We start from the raw sequence: 20,776 nt of genomic DNA, 5'->3' as shown, positions 1-20,776 counted from the left end.
TCCTTGTCATCATTCAGGTTGTGTGGCGGCGCGGGCCTGTGCCCTGCCGAGGGGGCTTGCCAGCAGATCCAGGGTCAGGCGCACGCCAAACCCGGTCACTTCGCTGGCGACCACGCCATTGCCCCCCTTGCTGCGAAAACCGCTCAGATCCAGGTGCACCCAGGGAGTCTGCTCGGGCACGAAATGGGCGAGGAAACGGGCCGCATCGATGTGATCCGGCGAGCTGCCGGGGGCACACTGCAGCAGATCAGCCCACTCGCTCTCTATGTTGTCGTCATAGTCCTCATCCAGCGGGAAGGGCCAGACCCGCTCGCCACTGTGCTGCCCTAGGCCGATCAGCGGCGTCAGCCATTCGCTGCGGTTGGTGAAAACGCCGCTGTAACGGCTGCCGAGTGCCCGCTTGCAGGCGCCGGTCAGGGTGGCGTAGTCAATAAGCAGATCCGGAGTATCCTGCACCGCCATGGCCAGGGCATCCGCCAGCACCATGCGCCCCTCGGCATCGGTATCCACCACCTCGATGGTGATGCCGTTGCTGGCCGTCACCACTTCTCCCGGCCGATAGGCATGAGGGCCGATGTGGTTCTCGGCGATGGCCAGCCAGCAGTGCACCTCGTAGGGCAGGCGGGCCCGGCTGATGGCGTAGAGCGCTCCCAGCGCCACCGCGCTGCCCCCCATGTCCAGATGCATGCCATACATGCTGCCAGAGACCTTGAGGTTGTAGCCGCCGGAGTCGTGGCAAATTCCCTTGCCCACCAGAGCCAGGCGCCGCACCGGTTGGGGCGGGCAATAGCTGAGTTTGACCAGGGCCCCCTGGTTGTCTTCCGAGCCGCGGGTCACGGCCAGAAATGCCCCCGCCCCCAGCTCGGCCAGCTGGGCCTGATCATAGTGATGGCACTGCCACCCCTCCTCCTGGGCCAGCTGGCTGACGAATTCACGATAACTGGCGGCGGTCAGCTCGGAGGCCGGCAGCACCGCCAGATGGCGCGCCAGCCCGTTGCCTCCTGCCTCGCTGTAAAGACGGGCCAGATCGAGCACCACCGCTGGGGATACCCGGATCTGCTGATAGGCCCAGCCCCCCTCGCTGCGGCTCTTGCTGGTGGGCAGCGGGACATTGGCGGCCAGCAGGGCCGAGAGCATCAGCTCGGCCAGCATGGTGCGCTCTGCGGGGGCAAACCCCTCCAGATGCAGACCGACCCGCTCGACTTTCAGTCCGGACAAGGGGCTCATCCACTCCCGGATCTGCTTGTACAGGCGATGATCCCGCGCCACATTGCTGGCCACGAAGCAGATCTGCAGCAGGCTGCCACCCTGCATCAGGGTAAAAGGGGCCTTCTTGCCAAGGGCAAGCTGGGTGGCGAGGCTGGCCAGTTCGGGGCAAGCCAGCAGCGACTCCTTGTGCTCCTCGGCGAGAAGCAGCAGCTGCAGCGGCCGGGGCTGTGCCAGCACTTCGCTCAGGCTGGCATCCAGGGTATCGATAGCGGGAGGAAGATAGGTAAAGGGAGTGATCACGGGAAGGCGCCTCATCCATAAGAGATGCCTGATGATACCGAACAAAGGGCGGCTGCGGCCAGTTTTGTCCTGACCATCGGCCGAAAACGACAATATTCGCCTGCACGACAGCGAGATCGTGGGCGTTGCGTCATCAGAGGGAATTGATAAAAGAAAATAAAGAAGGAGTTGGTTGCGGGGGCCGGATTTGAACCGACGACCTTCGGGTTATGAGCCCGACGAGCTACCGAGCTGCTCCACCCCGCGTCCGAATTGTCACCTGCAGACCGAGCAGTTGTCTGTGGCGTTTTGTCTGCATCTCTGCCTGAACAGGCGACACACCGACGAAAAAGTTGGTTGCGGGGGCCGGATTTGAACCGACGACCTTCGGGTTATGAGCCCGACGAGCTACCGAGCTGCTCCACCCCGCGTCCGAATTGTCACCAGCAGACCGAGCAGATGTCTGTGGCGTTTTGTCTGCATCTCAGCCTAAACAGGCGACATACCGACGAAAAAGTTGGTTGCGGGGGCCGGATTTGAACCGACGACCTTCGGGTTATGAGCCCGACGAGCTACCGAGCTGCTCCACCCCGCGTCCGAATTGTCACCAGCAGACCGAGCAGTTGTCTGTGGCGTTTTGTCTGCATCTCTGCCTAAAACAGGCGACATACCGACGAAAAGGTTGGTTGCGGGGGCCGGATTTGAACCGACGACCTTCGGGTTATGAGCCCGACGAGCTACCGAGCTGCTCCACCCCGCGTCCGAATTGTCACCTGCAGACCGAGCAGCTGTCTGTGGCGTTTGTCTGCATCTCAGCCTGAACAGGCGACACACCGACGAAAAGTTGGTTGCGGGGGCCGGATTTGAACCGACGACCTTCGGGTTATGAGCCCGACGAGCTACCGAGCTGCTCCACCCCGCGTCCGAATTGTCACCAGCAGACCGAGCAGATGTCTGTGGCGTTTTGTCTGCATCTCAGCCTAAACAGGCTGACATACCGACGAAAAGTTGGTTGCGGGGGCCGGATTTGAACCGACGACCTTCGGGTTATGAGCCCGACGAGCTACCGAGCTGCTCCACCCCGCGTCCGAATTGTCACCAGCAGACCGAGCAGATGTCTGTGGCGTTTTGTCTGCATCTCTGCCTAAACAGGCGACACACCGACGAAAAAGTTGGTTGCGGGGGCCGGATTTGAACCGACGACCTTCGGGTTATGAGCCCGACGAGCTACCGAGCTGCTCCACCCCGCGTCCGAATTGTCACCAGCAGACCGAGCAGATGTCTGTGGCGTTTTGTCTGCATCTCTGCCTAAACAGGCGACACACCGACGAAAAAGTTGGTTGCGGGGGCCGGATTTGAACCGACGACCTTCGGGTTATGAGCCCGACGAGCTACCGAGCTGCTCCACCCCGCGTCCGAGGTGGCCAATAATATGCGCCAACGCACAGATTGCAAGTAAATCTATCAAAAAAAGTTTATTAGGGGATTAATTGGACAAAAGGTGGGGGCTTTCACGGCATCTTGCTGTTTTTTCAGGCAAACGAGTCCAAACCAGGGGCAGGCACTACACTAAGCAGGGATCGGTTTTGCCACCTTGGGTAGGTATCTTATGCGTATTTCCGCCGGCCATTGCCGTCAGTTGGGGGCCACCCCCGACCAGCACGGCGTCAATTTCGCCATCTGGGCCCGACTGGCCAGCCGGGTTGAACTGCTGCTCTTTGCCAGCCCCGAAGACAGCACCCCGGAGGTGATCCCCCTCTCACCCCGACTCAACCGCACCGCCTACTACTGGCACATCCATATAGAGGGCATTGCGATCGGCCAGCGTTACGCCTACCGCATCCAGGGGCCCTGGCGTCCCTATTGCGGCACCCGCTTTGACAGCGAAAAAGTGTTGCTGGACCCTTACGGCCGCAGCATAGAGCTGGGCCCCCATTATGATCGCCGGGCCGCCGCCCGCCCCGGCAGCAATCTGGCCTGCTGCGCCAAGAACCGGGTGGTGGATACCCGCGACTACGACTGGGAAGATGACAAGCTGCCGGCCCACTCTCTCTCCCGTTCGGTCATCTACGAGTTGCACCTGGGAGGATTCACCAGATCGCCGCACTCCGGTGTCGATCCTGCCCTGCGCGGCACCTATCTGGGCTTGATTGAGAAGATCCCCTATCTGCAATCTCTCGGCGTCACAGCCGTCGAGCTGCTGCCGGTGTTCCAGTTCGATCCCCAGGATGCCCCCGAGGGACTCTCCAATTACTGGGGCTACAGTCCCATGTCGTTTTTTGCCCCCCACGCCCAGTACGCCTGCGGCGATGATCCCCTCACCGAGTTTCGCGACATGGTCAAGGCGCTGCACAGGGCCAATATCGAGGTGATCCTGGATGTGGTCTACAACCACACCGCCGAGGGGGGTGAGGATGGCCCGACCTTCTCGTTTCGCGGCATCGACAACGAGGTCTACTACATCCTCGACAACCAGCACAGGGACACCAACTACTCCGGCTGCGGCAACACCTTCAATGGCGCCCACCCGGTGGTGCTCCGGATGATCATGGACAGCCTCCACTTCTGGCGCCAGGAGATGCACGTCGACGGCTTTCGCTTCGATCTGGCGGCCATTTTGTCCCGGGACGAGTCTGGCCAGCCCCAGGCCAACGCCCCCACCCTGCGCACCATCGACACGGATCCCAACATCGCCGACATCAAACTCATCGCCGAGGCCTGGGATGCGGGGGGCCTCTATCAGGTAGGCTCTCTGGCAGGCGCCCGCTGGCGTGAGTGGAACGGCCAGTTTAGGGACGATGTACGCAGCTTTCTGCGCGGTGACGAGAACAGCGTCACCGCCTTTGTCGAGCGGCTGTGCGGCAGCCCGGACATCTACCACTACCACCATGCGGATCCCGAGAAGAGCATCAACTTCGTCACCTGCCACGACGGCTTCACCCTGTGGGACTGGACCTGCTACAACGGCAAGCACAACGAGGCCAATGGCGAGCAGAACCGCGACGGTTGTGACCATAACTTCAGCTGGAACCACGGCCACGAAGGGGCCACGGACGATCCCCAGATAAATACCCTGCGCGTGCGCCAGGCCAAGAACATGATGGTGGCGACCCTGCTCTCGGTCGGCTCCCCCATGATCCTGATGGGGGACGAGGTGCTGCGTAGCCAGCAAGGCAACAACAACGGCTACTGCCAGGACAACGACACCTGCTGGATGCCCTGGCAACCCACCACCAGCGGTCAGGAGATGTTCCGCTTCATGAAGGAGTTGATCCAGTATCGCAAGCACCTGTTCCAGCGCCCGGAGCAGGAGAGCATGCCGCTCTCGCTCACCGAGATCCTGCGCCACAGCGAGATCTGCTGGCACGGGGTCAACGCCATGCAGCCGGATTTCGGCTCCCACTCCCACGCCATCGCCATGTCGGCCCTCTCAAGCGAAACCCGGCTGGCCCTCTATGTGCTGTTCAACGCCTACTGGGAGCCGCTCACCTTCAACCTGCCAAGCCCCCCCAAGGGGGTCGGTGGCTACTGGCGCCGGATCCTGGATACCGCCCTGCCCTCGCCCCAGGACATCTGCACCTTCGGCATGCCGCTGCAGGGACTGACCAGGGAATATCTGGCCCAGCCCCGCAGCAGTTGCCTCTTTATCTGCGGGGCCGATGACTTCTATTGATTGATGAGGACGGCCAGCAACGAAAAAGCCCCCCGAGCCAGGCTCGGGGGGCTTTTTTGGTCCTTGTCACGCCAGATCAGCGGTCGCGTCAGACCAGTTGATGCAGCACGCTGGTGGCGGCGATCTGGGCGATGATAAGCCCGCACAGTGAGGTCGACACGACGACGGGAGCCGTCTCCTTGCGCTGGTAGATAGGGCTGAACCAGAGCAGCAGGGAGGCCACCAGCAACACCGCCTGGGTCACCACAGCCGGGATGAGATCATCCAGGTTGGCGGCACTGCCCTGCCAGCCCACCAGCACCGCCAGCCAGATCAGGCTGATGAGGGCTCCCGCCAGCCCCGCCAGCGGCAGCAGGGTGTTGAACGCCTGCAGACGATGGCGGGCCCGCAGCAGCATCAGGTGGGCAAAGGCCGCCCCCAGCATGCACATCTGCATCAGGCCGCTGATCCAGCCCTGGATCTGCAGCAGCCCCACGCCATAGAGGGCCAGCGGCAGCGCCGGCAGCCAGAGCAGGGTGGACGGCACGGAGCGCTTGCCCTCCAGCCGTGACTGGGCCAGCGACAGGCAGATCCCCAGCACCAGGCTCGCGCCGCCACACCAGATGAGCCAGCTGGCCGCCTTGGCCTCGACGGCCAGCATCAGGGAGAGGCCGGTGATCACCCAGATGGAGAAGAGTTGCTGGCTGATCCTGGAGCGCTGGCCCGGACAGATATCACCGCGCCACAGCACGATGCCGAGGGCGATCAGCGCCCCCAGCGCCATCAGGCCGGTCAGGGGAAAGAGCCAAAAAGGGAGTTGGACGAACATGACGCCTCCAGCAGAGAGTTGCAACGGGCGCCCTCACGGCGCCAGAGAGGGGGCGAGTATACCCAAACCCGCCCCTATCCCCAATCTCTGTGCATGTTCCGGATCTGCGGCAACCGACTTGGGAGGTGTACGGCCTTAGCCCTGGCCGCGAGCCAGCGCCACCACCCGGGAAAACATCTGGCGCAGCACTGGCGGTATGTGATCGGCACCGAGCCGCTCTGCCTCCTCCACCACCGCCAGCGCCATACCCGGCTTGCTGCGCTTGTGGATCGCCTTGCTGATGATGTGGCTGGCACTCAGCATGGTACGCCCGCCCACCCCCGCTTCGCGACGAAACACCCCCTCAAAGCCGTTGTGATAGAGGTAGTGCTCTATATCCGCCGCCGGCAGCTGGGTCAGGCGATCCCGCTCCCGCTCCCCCTTGAGCAGCGAGCGGGCCGAGGTGGCATACTTGACCCCCGCCTCGTCGCCGTCGGTGAGCAGATGCCACTCAATGCCAAAGTCGCGGGCCACCTTGATAAGCGGTGACTGGCCGCACTGGGCAAACTCGATGATCCGCACTCCTTCCGCCCGCAGGCTGTAGCCACAGATCTGGGCCAGCTCCGAGAGCAGCCAGATCTCGGTCTCCCCCTCCACCAGCAGCCAGCAGCGGGCAAACAGCGACATGGGGCGGTTGATCCGCACGTGGAAGGCAATCTTGCGCAGATCATCGCTACTGTAGCGCTCGCCGCCAATCTGGTGGCAGACGATGTCCTGCTGCCGGCGCACCAGTCGCCGCACCTGGTTGAGCGGCAGAGAGGAGAGCAGATCCCCCGAGTTGGTGGTGAGCAGTTTCTGGCCCGGCAGCTGTTCCAGCAGGCCCCAGGCCAGCGCCAGCATGGTGGGGTGCAGGCGACTCTCGGGATCTTCCAGGATCATGATGGGGCGCGCGCCCTCCTCCAGCTCGCGGTTGCCACGCGCCTGCAGCAGGGTGGCCGCCATGCCCGCCATGGCCAGTTGCAGCGCCCGGTTGTCGGCGTGGCGCAGCAGGGTGTGCAAATTGCCCGGGTTGCGCAAGGTCATGGGGCGATTGATGATGTCCCGCTGACTGCGCGGCTTGTTCTTCTTGATGGGGGCCAGGGCGTTGAAGTAGTGATCCATCAGCTGGCGCACCGCCTGCAGCGCCTCTTTGAGCTCGGGCTCGCCAATACGCTGGGGCTCGTCGATCAGCTTGTCGGCCAGATGACTCAGGCGGTTCTCCGACAGATCCCCCCACTGCAGCGTCTCCACCCCGTGGCGGGCGCTGCGGGCATCCCGCAGACGAAATACCGGGTTCATGGTGATGAGCAGGCAAATAAGCTCCCGGCTATTGTCGATGGACAGGCTCTTGCCGATGCCATCGAGAAAATCGTGGGTGGTCACCACGGCGCCGTCATCCAGCAGCTCGGCGCTGGCACGATAGTGGATGCGGTTGAACTTGTCCTTGTGCAGCACCCAGGCGGGGCACAACCGTGCCAGGCGGCGCGAATGCAGACACATCTGGGGTCTGTGCTCACTGAAGGTGAGCACCAGTTGCAAATGACGGGCCGGTTCGAGCTCGGGGTCTTCCGGCTGGTGAAAATCCTCGGCGGTGAATTGGTAGGGCTCAGCATCCTGCCCCAGCAGGCACCAGAGTGCCCGCAGCAGGCTCGATTTGCCCCAGGTGTTTTCGCCGATCAGTACCGTGGTGTGATCCAGCCCGAGCGAGAGCCGATTTATGCCACGAAATCCTTTGACTTCAATACGTTCCAGAAACATGCAGCCATGTCCACTTCATCCTGATGGGGCAATAGTGGCAAAGTTGCCGCAAAAAACCTATCGGCGAGTCGGGATTTTCAACGGGAACTGTGAGGCACTGCAGGTTCGGGCGGGGTGGGCGCGGCAACACGCCCCTCTGGGGCATTCCAGTGATTGAACCACAGATGACGGGTACGGATCTGGCGTTTGCGATGATTCATGGCGACTCCTGTCAACATGAAGAGGGAACGCCCCTCTCCTGACCCCGAGTCTCACGCATGTCTGTGACAGGGAGATGACAACTGGGCCCGCCACTGACCGGGGGAGAGGCCAAAGGCCTCCCGAAAGCGGTTGCCAAAGTGACCCTGGGAGGAGAAACCGCACTGGATGGCAATGCTGGCCAGGGGCTCGTTCCCTGCCAGCAGCTGCTTGGCCCGCTTGAGCCTAAGCTCCAGCAGATAGCGATGGGGAGGACAACCCAGGCTCTGGGCAAACATGCGGGCAAAGTGGTATTCGCTGAGCCCCGCCTCTTGCGCCAGCTCAGCCAGGGTCACCGGCTCGGCCAGATGAGCCAGCAGATACTCCTGCACCCGCCGGATCACCGCCGGCGCCAACCCCCCACGCAGGGGCGGCAGGCCCGGCGCCTCCAGGGTGTGGTGACGGTAGGCGTGCAGCATCAGCATCCAGGCACCGTGGGAAAGGGCCATCTTGTCGATGCCATGCTGCCACTCCAGCTTCATCAGCTGGGTCTGGACCAGGGCCGCCGCCAGGGGATCGTCGATGAAGGTCTTGTCCACCAGCTGCAGATGGCGGCCCTCCTTGTCACACACCTCTTCGGCAATGCGGGTGAGGTGGGCCGGGGTGAAGTAGAGGTGGAAGAAGCGAAACTCCTCGCGCACCAGCCACTCGGATCTGTGGTGATCCGGCATGATGCACACCTTGCCGGTGCCACCGTGGCCGCCAGGCCCGTCGAGCCGCTCGGTCTGCTCGCCCCCCTGCAGATAGACGCTCACCGTGTGGTGCCCCGGTTTGTGGTAGCGGGTCTGATCGTAGCAGTTGCGCCAGCTGGCGACGCCAAGGCCGGGTTCCAGCCAGCAGGCATCCTCCAGCCGGGCGCCAGTGCTCACCAATGCATCGAATACCCCAGCCCTCTTCATCTCTTCCCGTTATCCTCGTTAGCCCACAGCGCCGATGCGCATGCCACCCATCTTACCGACAGCGCCCCGGGATGACAGCCAGGGGCAATGAAAAACCGCAAGATGATGCAAGCCAGCCCCCTCGAGCGGCCGTCATGCTGATCTTCACTTCTTCTGACAGCGGGATCCCCCATGAATCTGATGCTCTACCTTGCCACCGTCCTTATCTGGGGCAGCACCTGGATTGCCATCGCCTGGCAGCTCGGCCCCATCCCCATCGAGGTGTCGGTGCTCTATCGCTTCATGCTGGCGGCGCTGGCCCTGTTTGCCCTGCTCACCGCCAGCGGCCGTTTTCCGCGCCTGCCCTGGCACGGCCAGCGTTACGCCGCCCTGCTCGGCGCTCTGCTGTTCTCCACCAACTTTCTCTGCTTCTACCACGCTACTCTCTACATCCCGAGCGGCCTGTCGGCGGTGATCTTCGCCAGCGCCAGCATCTTCAACGGGATCAATCTCTGGCTGTTCGAGGGCAAGCGGCCGGGCCTGCGCTGGCTGCAGGGGTCGCTGCTGGGTCTGCTTGGCACCTTGCTGCTGTTCTGGCCCGTGCTGGCGGATGCGCAACTGGGTGCAAACGGTTGGAAGGGATTGCTGCTGGCCTGCGGCGGTACCCTCTGCTTCTCGCTGGGCAACCTGGTGTCGGCCCGAGGCCAGCGCCAGGGCTATCACGTGCTGCAGCTGGTGCCCTGGGGCATGGTGTACGGGGTGGTACTGCTGCTGGGCTGGGTCACCCTGCTCGGCCAGTCGCTGGTGATCCCGACCGATGGCCACTATCTGGCCGCCATGGTCTATCTCGCCCTGTTTGGCTCAGTCATCGCCTTCACTGCTTATCTCACCCTGGTGGGCAGAATTGGCGCCAGCAAGGCGGCCTACGCCACCGTGCTGTTTCCTCTGGTGGCCCTCACCCTCTCAACCTTCTACGAGGGCTTCGTCTGGCAGACGATCTCTGTGGTGGGCGTAGTGATCAGCCTGCTAGGCAACCTGGTGATCTTCGCCCCGCCCCTGCGGGAGTGGCGCCTGCGCCCGGCCAGGGCGGTGAAGGATGCTTGATCCCGACCCCGCCAGCCCCTAAGGTAACGCCTTCCAACGGAGATGACGGGAGGCGATATGTTACTGGAAGGGCTGGAGACGCTCTGTCTGCTGGCGAGCGAGGGCACCATGGCCAAGGCGGCCAGCCGCCTCTATATCAGCCAGTCGGCGGTGAGCAAGCGGATCGCCCAGCTCGAGCAACGCCTTGGCAAGAAGCTCATCGAGCCGGACGGGCGCCAGACTCGCCTCACCCCGCAGGCGCTGGAACTGCTCGCCAGGGTGGCGCCGAGTCTGGCGGAGATCAAGGGGGTGCTGGCGGACAACCAGCCCCTGACGGATCAGACCCCGCTGCCCATCGCCTGCTCCGAGACCCTGCTGGCGGGCTACCTGACCCGCTTCATGCACGACTACCTGCGCCGCGATCCCCATCTCGCCCTCTCCACCCACCACACCCCGGTGATCCTGGCGCGGGTGCGCAGCGGCGACGCCCTGCTTGGCATCTGCGCCGGCCGACTGCCTCCCGGCCACGGGCTGGGGGCCGAGCTGCTGCTGGAGGAGCCCTTCTATCTGGTGGGTGACGATCAGCAAGCTGCGTCAACGCCGGATCAGGGGAATGGGGAAGCGGGAGCCATGCGCAAGATCCTGACCATGGATCTGGAGAATCCCTCCAACAGCTACCTGCGCGAACCGCTGGCTGAACTCGGGCTGGAACCTGTCATGGAGCTCGACTCCTATCTGGCGCTGATCGAACTGGCCAAGGCGGGCATAGGCCCGGTGCTGCTGCCGGCGGGCCTGCTGACCCTGGTGGGCGAGCAGGGTCACCAGGCACGTCCCCTGCCGGGGCTGGGACGCCCCCTGCACCTTATCTACCGGCCAAACAGCCTGAAGCGGGCACGGATCGCCCAGCTGGTGAGCGCGCTTCGCGCCCACTTTCAACCCATGTCAGGGGTGATTCAATAGACCCAGGCGAACAGCTCGGGATACTGGCTCCAGACCAGTTTGACAGACATCAGCAGAGAGACGGTGACCAGCAGGGGCTTGATCAGCTTCACCCCTTTTTGCAGCACCATCTTGGAGCCGAAACGGGCGCCGATGAACTGACCAAGGGCCATGGTAAAGCCGACGCTCCACACCACCTTGCCCCCCAGGGCAAAGAACAGCAGAGAGGCGATGTTGGAGGTGAAGTTGAGCAGCTTGGTGTGCGCCGTGGCCCGCGCCATGCCAAAACCGGCCAGCGCCACGAAGCCGATGGCAAAGAATGACCCGGTGCCGGGCCCGAAGAAGCCGTCATAAAAACCGACCCCGCCCCCCACCAGCAGGGCAAACACCATGGGAGTGAGCCTGCGGGTACTCTCCGCATCGCTCACCCTGGGAGAGAAGAGGAAGTAGCAGGCAAATGCCATCAGCAGGAAGGGCAGCAGCCGCTCCAACACAGCGGCATCTATGGTCTGCACCGCCAACGTGCCCACCGCCGCCCCGATGAAGGTGCAGATCACCGCAGGCCAGATCATGGACCACTCCAGCAGCCCCCGACGGGCGTAAAACCAGGTGGCGGAGAAGGAACCGAAACTGCTCTGCAGCTTGTTGGTGCCAAGCACCAGGGCCGGCGGCATGCCGGTGGCCAGCAGGGCGGGCACCGTCAGCAGTCCGCCGCCTCCGGCGATGGCATCGATAAAGCCGGCGACAAGGGCCACGCCAAACAGGGCGACCAGGGTTAACAGTTCCAATTCCATCCTTAGACCTCGTGAGATGATGAGTGAGCGCCACGGCGCCGGACAAAGGGTGTTTGGCGTGGCGACCCGCCAGATACTGGGTACAGGACGCTATCCTAGCGAGGGTGAGTCCATGAATCTAACGAAACAGTGTCAGACAACTCATTCCTGATTTTCATCAATATATTCCCTGCCCCATGGCTGGCTGCGGTGGCCTTATGGCTCCTGCATCCTCTCCCTTATGGCCGACAGGGCCTGCAGCAGGGGGGCTTCATCCTCGCCGGGAGCGCGGCTCACCCGCCCCGCCATGTAGCGGCTGCTGAACAGATTGAACCAGAGCTGCAGCGCCTGACCCACCGCGGGCTGGCCCGCCACCTCCAGCACGCAGGCCGCCACCTCGGCGGTGCAGAGGTGTTCGTCGCAGTTGGCCACCCGCATACCATAGGTGGAGAGCGCATCCGGCCTGATGGCAAGCACGGGGAAGCCGTCCAGATAGGGGCTCTTGTTGAACATCTTGCGCGCCTCGGGCCAGGTGCCGTCGAGCAGGATGAAGAGCGGCTTCTTGCCAGGAGCCAAAACCACCTCTCCGGTCACCCGCGCCGGATCTTTCTCGCAATCGGGGAACACCACATAGGGCTGCCAGGCGGGATCCGCCAGCAGGGCCAGCAGCTCGGGATGAGGCTGGGTGCGGGACCAGAGAAAGGCCCAGGTGGAGTCCGGCAGCACATCGGCAATAAGACGCCCCGTGTTGGAGGGCTTCATCGGCTCGCTGTCGTACATCAGCAGGCAGAAGCCGGCCTCGGCTTTGAACTCGGGGCGCCAGGCGCAGGCACACCAGTCATGACGCAGCTGGCAGGCAGGACAGCGGGGCAAGGTGCCGCCACGGGCGAGAAACGGTCGGGTAGAGATACTCTTGCGCCAGGCCCGCAGGCGATTGACGGCATGATCGGGAACAGGGGTCATCTTGCTTCACTGAATGGAGTCACATACAGAGGGCCGCGCAGGCCCCCCGAAAAGCGCAGGATTGTACCCAGTTGTGCGGTCTCAGAACAGCACTCCCTGCCGTTCTGTCTGCTTTTCAGCCGCGCAACAGCTCCAGCAAGAGGCTGCCGTCGCGCAGCGCCTTGTGCACCTGCACCGAAGTGGGCTTGGTGGGATCTTCGTAGAAGTGGGTGGATTCGATCTGCAGGCGCACCAGATAGTCGGTGGGGAGCTGGCTGGCCAGTGACTGGTGCAGCATGGGGAACAGCAGCCGATCGGCGCGGGTGATCTCCCCGCCCAGCAGCAGCTTGCCCGGATTGAGCAGGCAGATGAGGTTGGAGAGCACCCGGGAGAGGCGGCCCGCCGCCTTGTGCAGTATGTCCTGGCAGAGGCTGTTACCCGCCAGCGCCAGCTCGCACAGCTCGCGAATGTTGACGCTCTCGGGCAGATCGTACTCCTGCATCCGCTCGCGCAGGTCCCGGTACTGCGCCTCCAGCGCCTGGTTGGTCACCAGGGTGCAGGCACAGCCAAAGCCGCCGCAGTAGCAGCGCTGGCCATAGGGTTCGAGCTGCAGGTGGCTGAGATCCCCGAGCAGCGCATTCTCGCTCTCGATAAGCTGGCCGTTGACCACCATGCCGACACCGATGTCGTTGTGGACGAACACCAGCACCGCATCGGAGCAGTTCTTGGCCGCCCCCCACTCCCGCTCGGCCTGGATCCAGGTGCGCACGTCGCCGCTGACCAGCACGGTCACTCCGAACGCCGCCTGCAGGGTGGGCCCCAGCGGCCAGTGGTGCAGATCGTAGTAAGGGAAGTGCTTGACCATGCCGGAGTGGCGTTCCACCTGCCCCGGCAGACAAAGCGCAATGCAGGCCAGGCTCAGGGCCTTTTTGGGCAGAAACGCCTTGATGGCATGCACCAGACTGCCCAGCAGATCGCCGCGCTCCTCCTCGCTGAAGAGATGGCGCTGGCGGGCCAGGGAGCGGCCGGTGAAGTCGAACAACGCCATGTCCACGTAGCCACGCCCGAGACGCATGGAGAGAAACTGGAAGCGGCGCTCGTTGATGCGCAGCAGGGTCTGGCGTCGACCCCGCCCCACCGAGCTCTCGCCACAGGGTACCACCAGACCGCCGTCGAGCAGCTCGCGGGTGATCTTGGTGATGCTGGCAGGAGAGAGACCGGTCAGGCGGGAGAGATCGGTGCGCGACAGCTCCTTGTGCTCTTCCAGACTGGCATACACCAGGCCGTAGTTGAGCTGCCGGATCAAGTCGATACTGCCTTTCACGATCTCATTCATAGGATATGGGTCAAGCACGGAAACAAAGGCCCTGATTTTCACACATTATTGGCCAATTCCCAAATAAACTGCGGCCTGCACGGGAGCAGGCCGCCCTGAACTGGCGCCGGTTTGGGGCCAGAGAGAGTCAGTAACGGAACTGGGAGACCAGTTTGCGCAATTTGTCCCCGGTATCGGCCAGCTCGCGAGTCGTGTTGTTCGACTCCTCCGCCCCGTTGGCCAGCTCACCGACGATGTGCTGGATGGCCACCAGGTTCTTGTTGATCTCCTCGGAAACCGCATGCTGCTCCTCGGCCGCCGCGGCAATCTGGATATTCATGTCGTTGATGGTGCTGACCGCCGACACCATGCTGTCCAGAGAACTCGCGATATGGCTCGCCTCCTGCACTGTCTCCTGGCTGCGGTCCTCGCTCGCCTGCATCACCTCCACCGCCTGTTTGACGCCGCTTTGCAGCCGCTGCAACATCTCGTTGATCTCCTTGGTGCTCTGCTGGGTGCGGCCAGCAAGCGAGCGCACCTCGTCCGCCACCACCGCAAAGCCGCGCCCCTGCTCTCCCGCCCGGGCCGCCTCAATGGCCGCGTTGAGGGCCAGCAAGTTGGTCTGCTCGGCAATGCCGCGGATCACTTCCACCACAGTGCCAATCTTGGCGGTCTCCTGAGCCAGCTGTTCGATGACATCAGAGGCGGTGTGCACCTCGTCGACCAGCCGGTTGATGCTGTTGATGGCCCCCCCCACCACACCACGGGCAGCATCGGATTCACGCGCCGCATCGCTGGTGGCATTGGCGGCATTGGAAGCACTGGACGCCACCTCCTGGGCGGTCGAGCTCATCTCGGTCACGGCGGTGACTACCTGATCCGTCTCCCGGCTGTGGCCCTGCATCTGGTGATCCACCTGCTCGCTCAGATGGTGCAGCTTGTCGACGGCGACGAAGAGATGGTTGCTGGTCTCCCCGACCTGGCTCACCACCGACTGGATCCTGGTCACGAAGCGGTTGAAGGCGGTGGCCAGCTGGCCGATTTCATCCTGACTCTGCACCTTGAGGCGCTGGGTCAGATCCCCCTCCCCGTCGGCGATGTCGTTGAGGGCCGAGACCGCATCCACCAGCGGCCGGGAGACCCGGTTGCCGATCACCACGGTCACCGCCAGGGTCACCCCCAGCACCAGCAGGATCAGCAAGACGCTGTTTCGCACCGACTCGTGCATGCTCTCTTCGCGCTGGGTGCGCAGCGCCGCCAGCTCGGTGTCGATGTCGTCGATATAAAAACCGGTACCGATGATCCACTGGTATTTGTCGAGCACCACATTGTAGGAGAGCTTGGGCGCATCCCGTCCGATGGAGGGCTTGGCGGTCCAGTATTCTGAGAAGCCATCTCCCTCACGGGCCGCCTTGACGATCTCCTGGATCAGCAGCTTGCCCTTGGCATCCTTGTCCTGCCAGCGATTCTTGCCCTCCATCTCGGGACGGGGGGGCAAGAGTATCACCGAGCCCTGAAAGTCGTAGACGAAGAAGTAGCCGTCGCTGTTATAGCGCAGCGGGCGCAGTATGGACTTTACCTTCTCGCGATTCTCCGGGGTATCGGGCTGGGCATAGACATCGGCGATGGCGGTTTTTGCCAGCATGATGTAGCTGTCGAGCAGGGCCTTGCGCTCATTCATCGCCCGTTCTCTGGCAACCACCAGGCTGCTCTCCAGATCGCTTTTTGACAGCAGGTAATTGCTCAGGTTGACCACCAGGGCCATCAACAGAACGGGCACGGCCCCTAACAGCAGTATTTTCTGTTTCAGCGTCATCTTTATCATCCTTGCGACATATTGTTGTAGTGATGTGTTCCCACCTTGAGAGTGTAGACAGGCCCCATTGGAAGTGGTTGGCGGGCGCCGGTTTTGGCAAAATGCCCCCATTGATGTGTTACCGGCCCCGGAGCCCCTTTTTCATGAACAATTGTCCTTGCGGTTCAACCCTCTCTCTCGATGCCTGCTGCGGTGTGCTCCACCATGGCGCCCCCGCCGACACCCCGGAGCAGCTGATGCGCTCGCGCTACAGCGCCTTTGTGCTGGGTCTGGGGGAATATCTGGTCCATAGCTGGCACCCTGATTATCTGAATGGACTGACCGCGACCGAGCTCTCCCAAACCGACACCCGCTGGGATGGCCTCGAGATCCTCGCAAGCCAGGGCGGCCCGGATGATGAAACCGGGATGGTGGAGTTCAAGGCCTGGTTCCTGGAAGGAGATGAGCGCCACTGCCTGCACGAGCGATCCCGCTTCGTGCGCTACCAGGAGCGCTGGGTCTATACCGATGGCGAGCAGGATCCGGCGCAACCAAGGGTCGGGCGCAACGATCCTTGCCCCTGTGGCAGCGGCAAGAAATTCAAGAAGTGCTGCGGCTGACAACGCAAACAGCATGAGCAAGCAGAACAAGGGGCAACAAGGCCCCTTTTTCATATCTGGCTGGCCGGATGGGATCACCACACGGGATACATTTGCAGCGTGACCATTGTCACATAATGCTCATAAATGGCCATCAACATGAGCGTTTGCGAACATTAACTTGGCCAACATCAAACATTTTCACTCAAAAGTGCGCCACACTGGCCTCATCTGGAAGAGATGAGACGGGCACAATGAAAAGAATAACCACACAAGTCGTCATCATAGGCGGCGGCGCCACCGGCGCCGGCATCATGCGCGATTGTGCGCTGCGCGGCATCGATTGCATCCTGCTTGAGCGGGACGATATCGCCGCCGGCACCACCGGCCGCAACCACGGTCTGCTCCACTCCGGTGCCCGCTACGCGGTGACCGATCAGGAGTCCGCCCGCGAGTGCATTCAGGAGAACCGCATCCTCAAGCGGATCGCCAGCCACTGCGTGGAAGACACCGGCGGCCTGTTCCTGACCCTGCCGGAAGATGACATCGGCTTTCAAAAGACCTTCATGGACGCCTGCTCCCTGGCCGGCATCGAGACCCGTCAGCTCGATCCCCGCGAGGCGCTGCAGCTCGAACCCAATGCCAACCCGGCCATGATAGGGGCAGTTCAGGTGCCGGACGGCACGGTCGACCCCTTCCGCCTCGCCGCCGCCAACGTGCTCGACGCCAAGGAGCACGGCGCCCGCATCTTCACCCACAGCAAGGTGCTGGGGCTGCTGCGTACCCAAGACAGAGTGCACGGGGTCAAGGCCATCAACACCCGCACCGGCGAGGCATTCGAGGTGGAGTGTCAGGAAGTGATCAACGCCGCCGGCATCTGGGGCCAGCAGATCTGCGAATACGCCGATCTCGGCATCCGCATGTTCCCGGCCAAGGGCTCCCTGCTCATCATGGATTACCGCATCAACCAGCTGGTGCTCAACCGCTGCCGCAAGCCGGCGGACGCCGACATCCTGGTGCCGGGCGATACCATCTCTCTCATCGGCACCACCTCAAGCCGCATCGATTACAACAAGATTGATCAGCTCACCGTGGAGCCCGAAGAGGTGGAAGTGCTGCTGCGCGAGGGGATAAAACTTGCCCCCATCATGGCGCGCACCCGCTTGCTGCGTGCCTACGCCGGGGTGCGCCCCCTGGTGGCAGTGGATGGTGACGAGTCGGGCCGCAACATCAGCCGCGGTATCGTGCTGCTCGATCACGCCGAGCGCGATGGTCTGCAGGGCTTCAACACCATCACCGGCGGCAAGCTGATGACCTATCGCTTGATGGCGGAGTGGGCCACCGATCTGCTGGCGAAAAAACTGGGCAACAGCAAACCGTGCCGCACCGCCGAGCTCAACTTGCCCGGCTCGCGGGATCCGGAGAAGGTCTCCGCCCCCGGCCTCTCGGCACCGGCCGAAGGATCTGCCCAGTATCGCCATGGCGAGCGGGTCATCGCCTTCTTCCGTGACAATCCCAAGGCCAACGCCCTTATCTGCGAATGCGAGATGGTGACCGCCGGCGAAATCGAGTACGCCCTGCGCGAGCTCGACGTGGACAATCTGGTGGATCTGCGCCGTCGCACCCGTCTGGGCATGGGTCCCTGCCAGGGTGAGCTGTGCGCCTATCGCGCCGCCGGCCTGATGCAGGAGTACGGCAAGGCCGATGGCCGCCAGGCCTGCGTCATGCTGCGCCAGTTCCTGGAGGAGCGCTACAAGGGTACCCGTCCCGTGCTGTGGGGAGATGCCCTGCGCGAAGCGGAATTTACCTACTGGATCTATGAAGGCTTGTTTGGCCTGAGTGAATGGACGACGCCCCGTCTGGTGAGCGACGCCGCCCCCCAGAGCCATGCCACAGAGACAATCGAGGAGACGCCCCATGAAATTTGACACCATAGTGATTGGCGGCGGCATGGCGGGCCTCTCGGCGGCCCTGCGTCTGGCCGAGGCTGGCCAGAAGGCGCTGCTGATGGCTTCCGGCCAGAGTGCCCTGCATTTTTCCTCCGGCTCGGTGGATCTGCTGGAGAGCGAGGGGGATCCCCGCGCCGCCCTGCCCGCCTTCATGGCTGCCAACCCTCATCACCCCTATGGCAAGGTGGGGATGACCCATATCGAGGCGAGCCTCGCCGATCTGCAGCGCCACTGCGCAGAAGAGGGGTTGTCGCTGTTTCGCCAGGAGCAGAACCACCAGCGCCTGACCCCCATCGGCACCCTGAAATCCACCTGGCTCTCCCCCGAGACCTGCGCCTGCGTCACCGATGCCCCCGTGCCGGATACCCTGCTGCTGGCCACCCTGGAGGGTTTTCGCGACTTTCACCCGGCGCTGGCGGCGGCAAATCTCGCGACCCACCCCCGCTTCGCTCACTGCCGCATCCTGACCGGTGAAATTCGCATTCCCCAGCTGGCCGAGTTCAGCCGCAATCCCCACGAGTTTCGCTCCGCCGACATCGCCCGCCTGTGCGACAAGCACCATCTGCTGGCGGATCTGGCCCGCGAGATCAGCCGCATGGTGATGGAGTGCGGCGAACCCGGCTGCCGCCATATCGTACTGCCCGCCTGTCTGTCGCTGGGGCTGGTCGGCCCGCGCCTGAGCGATCTGGAAAAGCGCACCGGCTGCACCATCCGGGAGGTTGCCACCATGCCGCCATCACTCATCGGCATGCGGATGCAAGAGGCCCTCAAACGCCGCTTCATCGCCCTTGGTGGCACCTTCCTTACCAGCGAGCGGGTGCTGGGCGCCCGCTACGAGGGCAACCGTGTCGTCGGCGTGCACACCCAGAACGGCGATGATCAGCTGTTCGAGGCGGACAACTTCGTGCTCGCCTCCGGCAGCTTCTTCAGCCGCGGGCTGGAGTCGCGCCTGCGCGGCATTCGCGAGCCCATCTTTGATGCCGACGTATTGAGCCTCGAAGAGCGCGACACCTGGGCCGGTCGCCGACTGTTTGACCACCATCCCTTCATGGGCTTCGGGGTCAAGACCGACGAAATGTTGCGGGTACTGCGCGGCGGCAAGCCGCTCGCCAACCTCTATGGGGCGGGCAGCGTACTGGCGCACTATGACCCCATCAAGGAGGGGTCAGGTTCAGGTGTCGCGGTTGCCACCGGCTGGCAAGCCGCCGGCCACATTTTGAGTTCAGCCCAATGATGATTTCGCCCCATATCCCGTGCCTTCAAACTCGACGGGAGGAGAACTGACATGCTACTGGATCACGCCAACCAAACTTTCGATCAGTGCATCAAATGCACCGTCTGTACCGCCTACTGTCCGGTGGCCAAGGCCAACCCTGCCTACCCGGGCCCCAAGCAGGCGGGGCCGGATGGGGAGCGGCTGCGGATCAAGAGCCCCGAGCTCTTTGACAGCGCCCTCAAGTACTGCACCAACTGCAAACGCTGCGAGGTGGCCTGCCCGAGCGGCGTGCGCATCGGCGACATCATCGCCAAGGCCAAGCATCAATACAGCGGCTTCAAACCCGGGATCCGCGAGTTCGTGCTCTCCCACACCGATCTGATGGGCAGCATGTCCACCCTGATGGCCCCAGTCGTCAACTTCACCACCGGCCTCAAGCCGATGAAGCTGGTGCTGGACAAAGCGCTCGGGGTCTCCTCCCACCGTTCCTTGCCCAAATACTCCCAGGGTACCTTCCGCGGCTGGTACAAGAAGCAGAAGGAGACCCAGGCCAGCTTTGCGCGCCAGGTCGCCTACTTCCACGGCTGCTACGTGAACTACAACCACCCTCAGCTCGGCAAGGAGCTGGTGCAGGTGCTCAACGCCATGAATATCGGCGTGCAACTGCTCGAGCGAGAGAAGTGCTGCGGCGTGCCGCTGATTGCCAACGGCTTCATGGACAAGGCCAAACAGCAGGCGGCCTTCAACATCAAGCAGCTGGAAAACAGCCTGCTTGGCAACGAGATGCCGCTGCTCACCACCTCCTCCACCTGCGGCTTCACCCTGCGGGATGAATACCCCCACCTGCTGGAGCAGGACAACCACAAGGTACGCGATCGCATCTCCCTGGTGACCCGCTTCCTGTGGAACGAGTTCTACAAGGGCAACAAGCCGGCCATGAAGCCGCTCGGGCTGCACATCGCCTACCACACCCCCTGCCACATGGAGAAAATGGGGGGCGTCATCTACACACTCGAATTGCTGCGTGCCATCCCGGGGGTCAAGGTGACCGTGCTGGAGTCCCAGTGCTGCGGCATCGCCGGCACCTACGGCTTCAAGTCGGAGAACTACGAAACCAGCCAGACCATCGGCGAGGGGCTGTTTGATCAGATAAACCGCCTGAGACCGGATCTGGTCATCACCGACTGCGAAACCTGCAAGTGGCAGATCGAGATGAGCACGGCGTTTCGCTGCGAGCATCCCATCCATCTGCTGGCTCAGGCGCTGGCCTGACGGACGATAAGATACTCAATAAGTCAGACAAAG

General features: G+C 63.0%; 16 protein-coding genes and 8 tRNA genes. 7 read left to right on the top strand and 17 right to left on the bottom strand.

The window, feature by feature from the left end; all coding sequences use genetic code 11:
• Positions 1-9: 9 nt before the first annotated feature.
• From LA321_RS15315 to LA321_RS15275, 9 genes are all read right to left on the bottom strand, one after another.
• Positions 10-1,509, bottom strand: a complete 1,500-nt coding sequence (locus LA321_RS15315) for a M17 family metallopeptidase (RefSeq protein ID WP_042069195.1) — start codon at positions 1,507-1,509, stop codon at positions 10-12.
• A 169-nt stretch (positions 1,510-1,678) separates the two neighbouring features.
• A tRNA-Met gene (locus LA321_RS15310) sits at positions 1,679-1,755 on the bottom strand.
• Positions 1,756-1,842: 87 nt separating this feature from the next.
• Positions 1,843-1,919, bottom strand: a tRNA-Met gene (locus LA321_RS15305).
• A gap of 87 nt (positions 1,920-2,006) precedes the next feature.
• Positions 2,007-2,083 (bottom strand) — tRNA-Met (locus tag LA321_RS15300).
• Between the two features lie 88 nt (positions 2,084-2,171).
• Positions 2,172-2,248 (bottom strand) — tRNA-Met (locus tag LA321_RS15295).
• Positions 2,249-2,333: 85 nt separating this feature from the next.
• Positions 2,334-2,410 (bottom strand) — tRNA-Met (locus LA321_RS15290).
• Positions 2,411-2,497: 87 nt separating this feature from the next.
• Positions 2,498-2,574 (bottom strand) — tRNA-Met (locus LA321_RS15285).
• A gap of 87 nt (positions 2,575-2,661) precedes the next feature.
• Positions 2,662-2,738, bottom strand: a tRNA-Met gene (locus tag LA321_RS15280).
• 87 nt (positions 2,739-2,825) lie between these two features.
• A tRNA-Met gene (locus tag LA321_RS15275) sits at positions 2,826-2,902 on the bottom strand.
• Between the two features lie 195 nt (positions 2,903-3,097).
• Between LA321_RS15275 and glgX the strand changes: the two genes are divergently transcribed.
• Positions 3,098-5,161 carry a glycogen debranching protein GlgX gene (glgX, locus tag LA321_RS15270; protein ID WP_042071461.1) on the top strand — a complete coding sequence of 688 codons (2,064 nt, stop codon included), beginning with the start codon at positions 3,098-3,100 and terminating at the stop codon, positions 5,159-5,161.
• Positions 5,162-5,249: 88 nt separating this feature from the next.
• Here the strand turns inward: glgX and LA321_RS15265 are convergent, their stop codons facing one another.
• From LA321_RS15265 to LA321_RS15255, 4 genes are all read right to left on the bottom strand, one after another.
• Positions 5,250-5,969, bottom strand: coding sequence for a hypothetical protein (locus LA321_RS15265; protein ID WP_026458204.1), 720 nt, complete (start codon positions 5,967-5,969; stop codon positions 5,250-5,252).
• 135 nt (positions 5,970-6,104) lie between these two features.
• The gene (locus LA321_RS15260; protein ID WP_042071463.1) at positions 6,105-7,745 is read right to left on the bottom strand and encodes an ATP-dependent endonuclease; all 1,641 of its coding nucleotides are present in this window, start codon (positions 7,743-7,745) and stop codon (positions 6,105-6,107) included.
• 77 nt (positions 7,746-7,822) lie between these two features.
• Positions 7,823-7,945, bottom strand: coding sequence for a hypothetical protein (locus LA321_RS20230; RefSeq protein WP_267884098.1), 123 nt, complete (start codon positions 7,943-7,945; stop codon positions 7,823-7,825).
• Between the two features lie 51 nt (positions 7,946-7,996).
• A complete protein-coding gene (locus LA321_RS15255; RefSeq protein WP_026457359.1) occupies positions 7,997-8,881 on the bottom strand; it encodes a helix-turn-helix domain-containing protein in 885 nt (294 codons plus the stop codon).
• A gap of 171 nt (positions 8,882-9,052) precedes the next feature.
• On the opposite strand from LA321_RS15255, the gene LA321_RS15250 reads away from it, so the two are divergent.
• Together LA321_RS15250 and LA321_RS15245 are read left to right on the top strand one after the other, a co-directional pair.
• On the top strand, positions 9,053-9,964 hold the full coding sequence (locus tag LA321_RS15250; RefSeq protein WP_042071466.1) for a DMT family transporter: 912 nt from the start codon (positions 9,053-9,055) through the stop codon (positions 9,962-9,964).
• Positions 9,965-10,021: 57 nt separating this feature from the next.
• Positions 10,022-10,903 carry a LysR family transcriptional regulator gene (locus tag LA321_RS15245; protein WP_042071468.1) on the top strand — a complete coding sequence of 294 codons (882 nt, stop codon included), beginning with the start codon at positions 10,022-10,024 and terminating at the stop codon, positions 10,901-10,903.
• On the opposite strand, the gene LA321_RS15240 is transcribed toward LA321_RS15245, so the two are convergent.
• From LA321_RS15240 to LA321_RS15225, 4 genes are all read right to left on the bottom strand, one after another.
• Positions 10,897-11,676 carry a TSUP family transporter gene (locus LA321_RS15240; RefSeq protein WP_042071471.1) on the bottom strand — a complete coding sequence of 260 codons (780 nt, stop codon included), beginning with the start codon at positions 11,674-11,676 and terminating at the stop codon, positions 10,897-10,899. The two genes, LA321_RS15245 and LA321_RS15240, sit on opposite strands and share 7 nt — an antisense overlap.
• A 195-nt stretch (positions 11,677-11,871) precedes the next feature.
• On the bottom strand, positions 11,872-12,618 hold the full coding sequence (locus tag LA321_RS15235) for a tRNA-uridine aminocarboxypropyltransferase (protein ID WP_042071473.1): 747 nt from the start codon (positions 12,616-12,618) through the stop codon (positions 11,872-11,874).
• Positions 12,619-12,733: 115 nt separating this feature from the next.
• Complete coding sequence (locus LA321_RS15230; RefSeq protein ID WP_042071475.1) at positions 12,734-13,933, bottom strand: ROK family transcriptional regulator; 1,200 nt, start codon at positions 13,931-13,933, stop codon at positions 12,734-12,736.
• Between the two features lie 127 nt (positions 13,934-14,060).
• Positions 14,061-15,728 (bottom strand): methyl-accepting chemotaxis protein, encoded by a 1,668-nt coding sequence (locus tag LA321_RS15225; protein ID WP_042028852.1) that lies wholly within the window; start codon positions 15,726-15,728, stop codon positions 14,061-14,063.
• A 143-nt stretch (positions 15,729-15,871) separates the two neighbouring features.
• Between LA321_RS15225 and LA321_RS15220 the strand changes: the two genes are divergently transcribed.
• From LA321_RS15220 to glpC, 4 genes are all read left to right on the top strand, one after another.
• Entirely contained in the window at positions 15,872-16,327 is a 456-nt protein-coding gene (locus LA321_RS15220; RefSeq protein ID WP_082043407.1) for a YchJ family protein, read from the top strand.
• Positions 16,328-16,560: 233 nt separating this feature from the next.
• Positions 16,561-18,234 (top strand): anaerobic glycerol-3-phosphate dehydrogenase subunit A, encoded by a 1,674-nt coding sequence (gene glpA, locus LA321_RS15215; RefSeq protein ID WP_042071477.1) that lies wholly within the window; start codon positions 16,561-16,563, stop codon positions 18,232-18,234.
• Complete coding sequence (gene glpB / locus LA321_RS15210; protein ID WP_026457404.1) at positions 18,224-19,489, top strand: glycerol-3-phosphate dehydrogenase subunit GlpB; 1,266 nt, start codon at positions 18,224-18,226, stop codon at positions 19,487-19,489. Before glpA ends, glpB begins: the two co-directional genes overlap by 11 nt.
• 51 nt (positions 19,490-19,540) lie before the next feature.
• Positions 19,541-20,743 (top strand): anaerobic glycerol-3-phosphate dehydrogenase subunit GlpC, encoded by a 1,203-nt coding sequence (gene glpC / locus LA321_RS15205; RefSeq protein WP_042071479.1) that lies wholly within the window; start codon positions 19,541-19,543, stop codon positions 20,741-20,743.
• Positions 20,744-20,776: the final 33 nt, after the last annotated feature.

Source organism: Aeromonas enteropelogenes (assembly GCF_020097295.1).
GTDB lineage: Bacteria > Pseudomonadota > Gammaproteobacteria > Enterobacterales > Aeromonadaceae > Aeromonas > Aeromonas enteropelogenes.
This window is presented reverse-complemented; position numbering and strand designations above follow the sequence as displayed.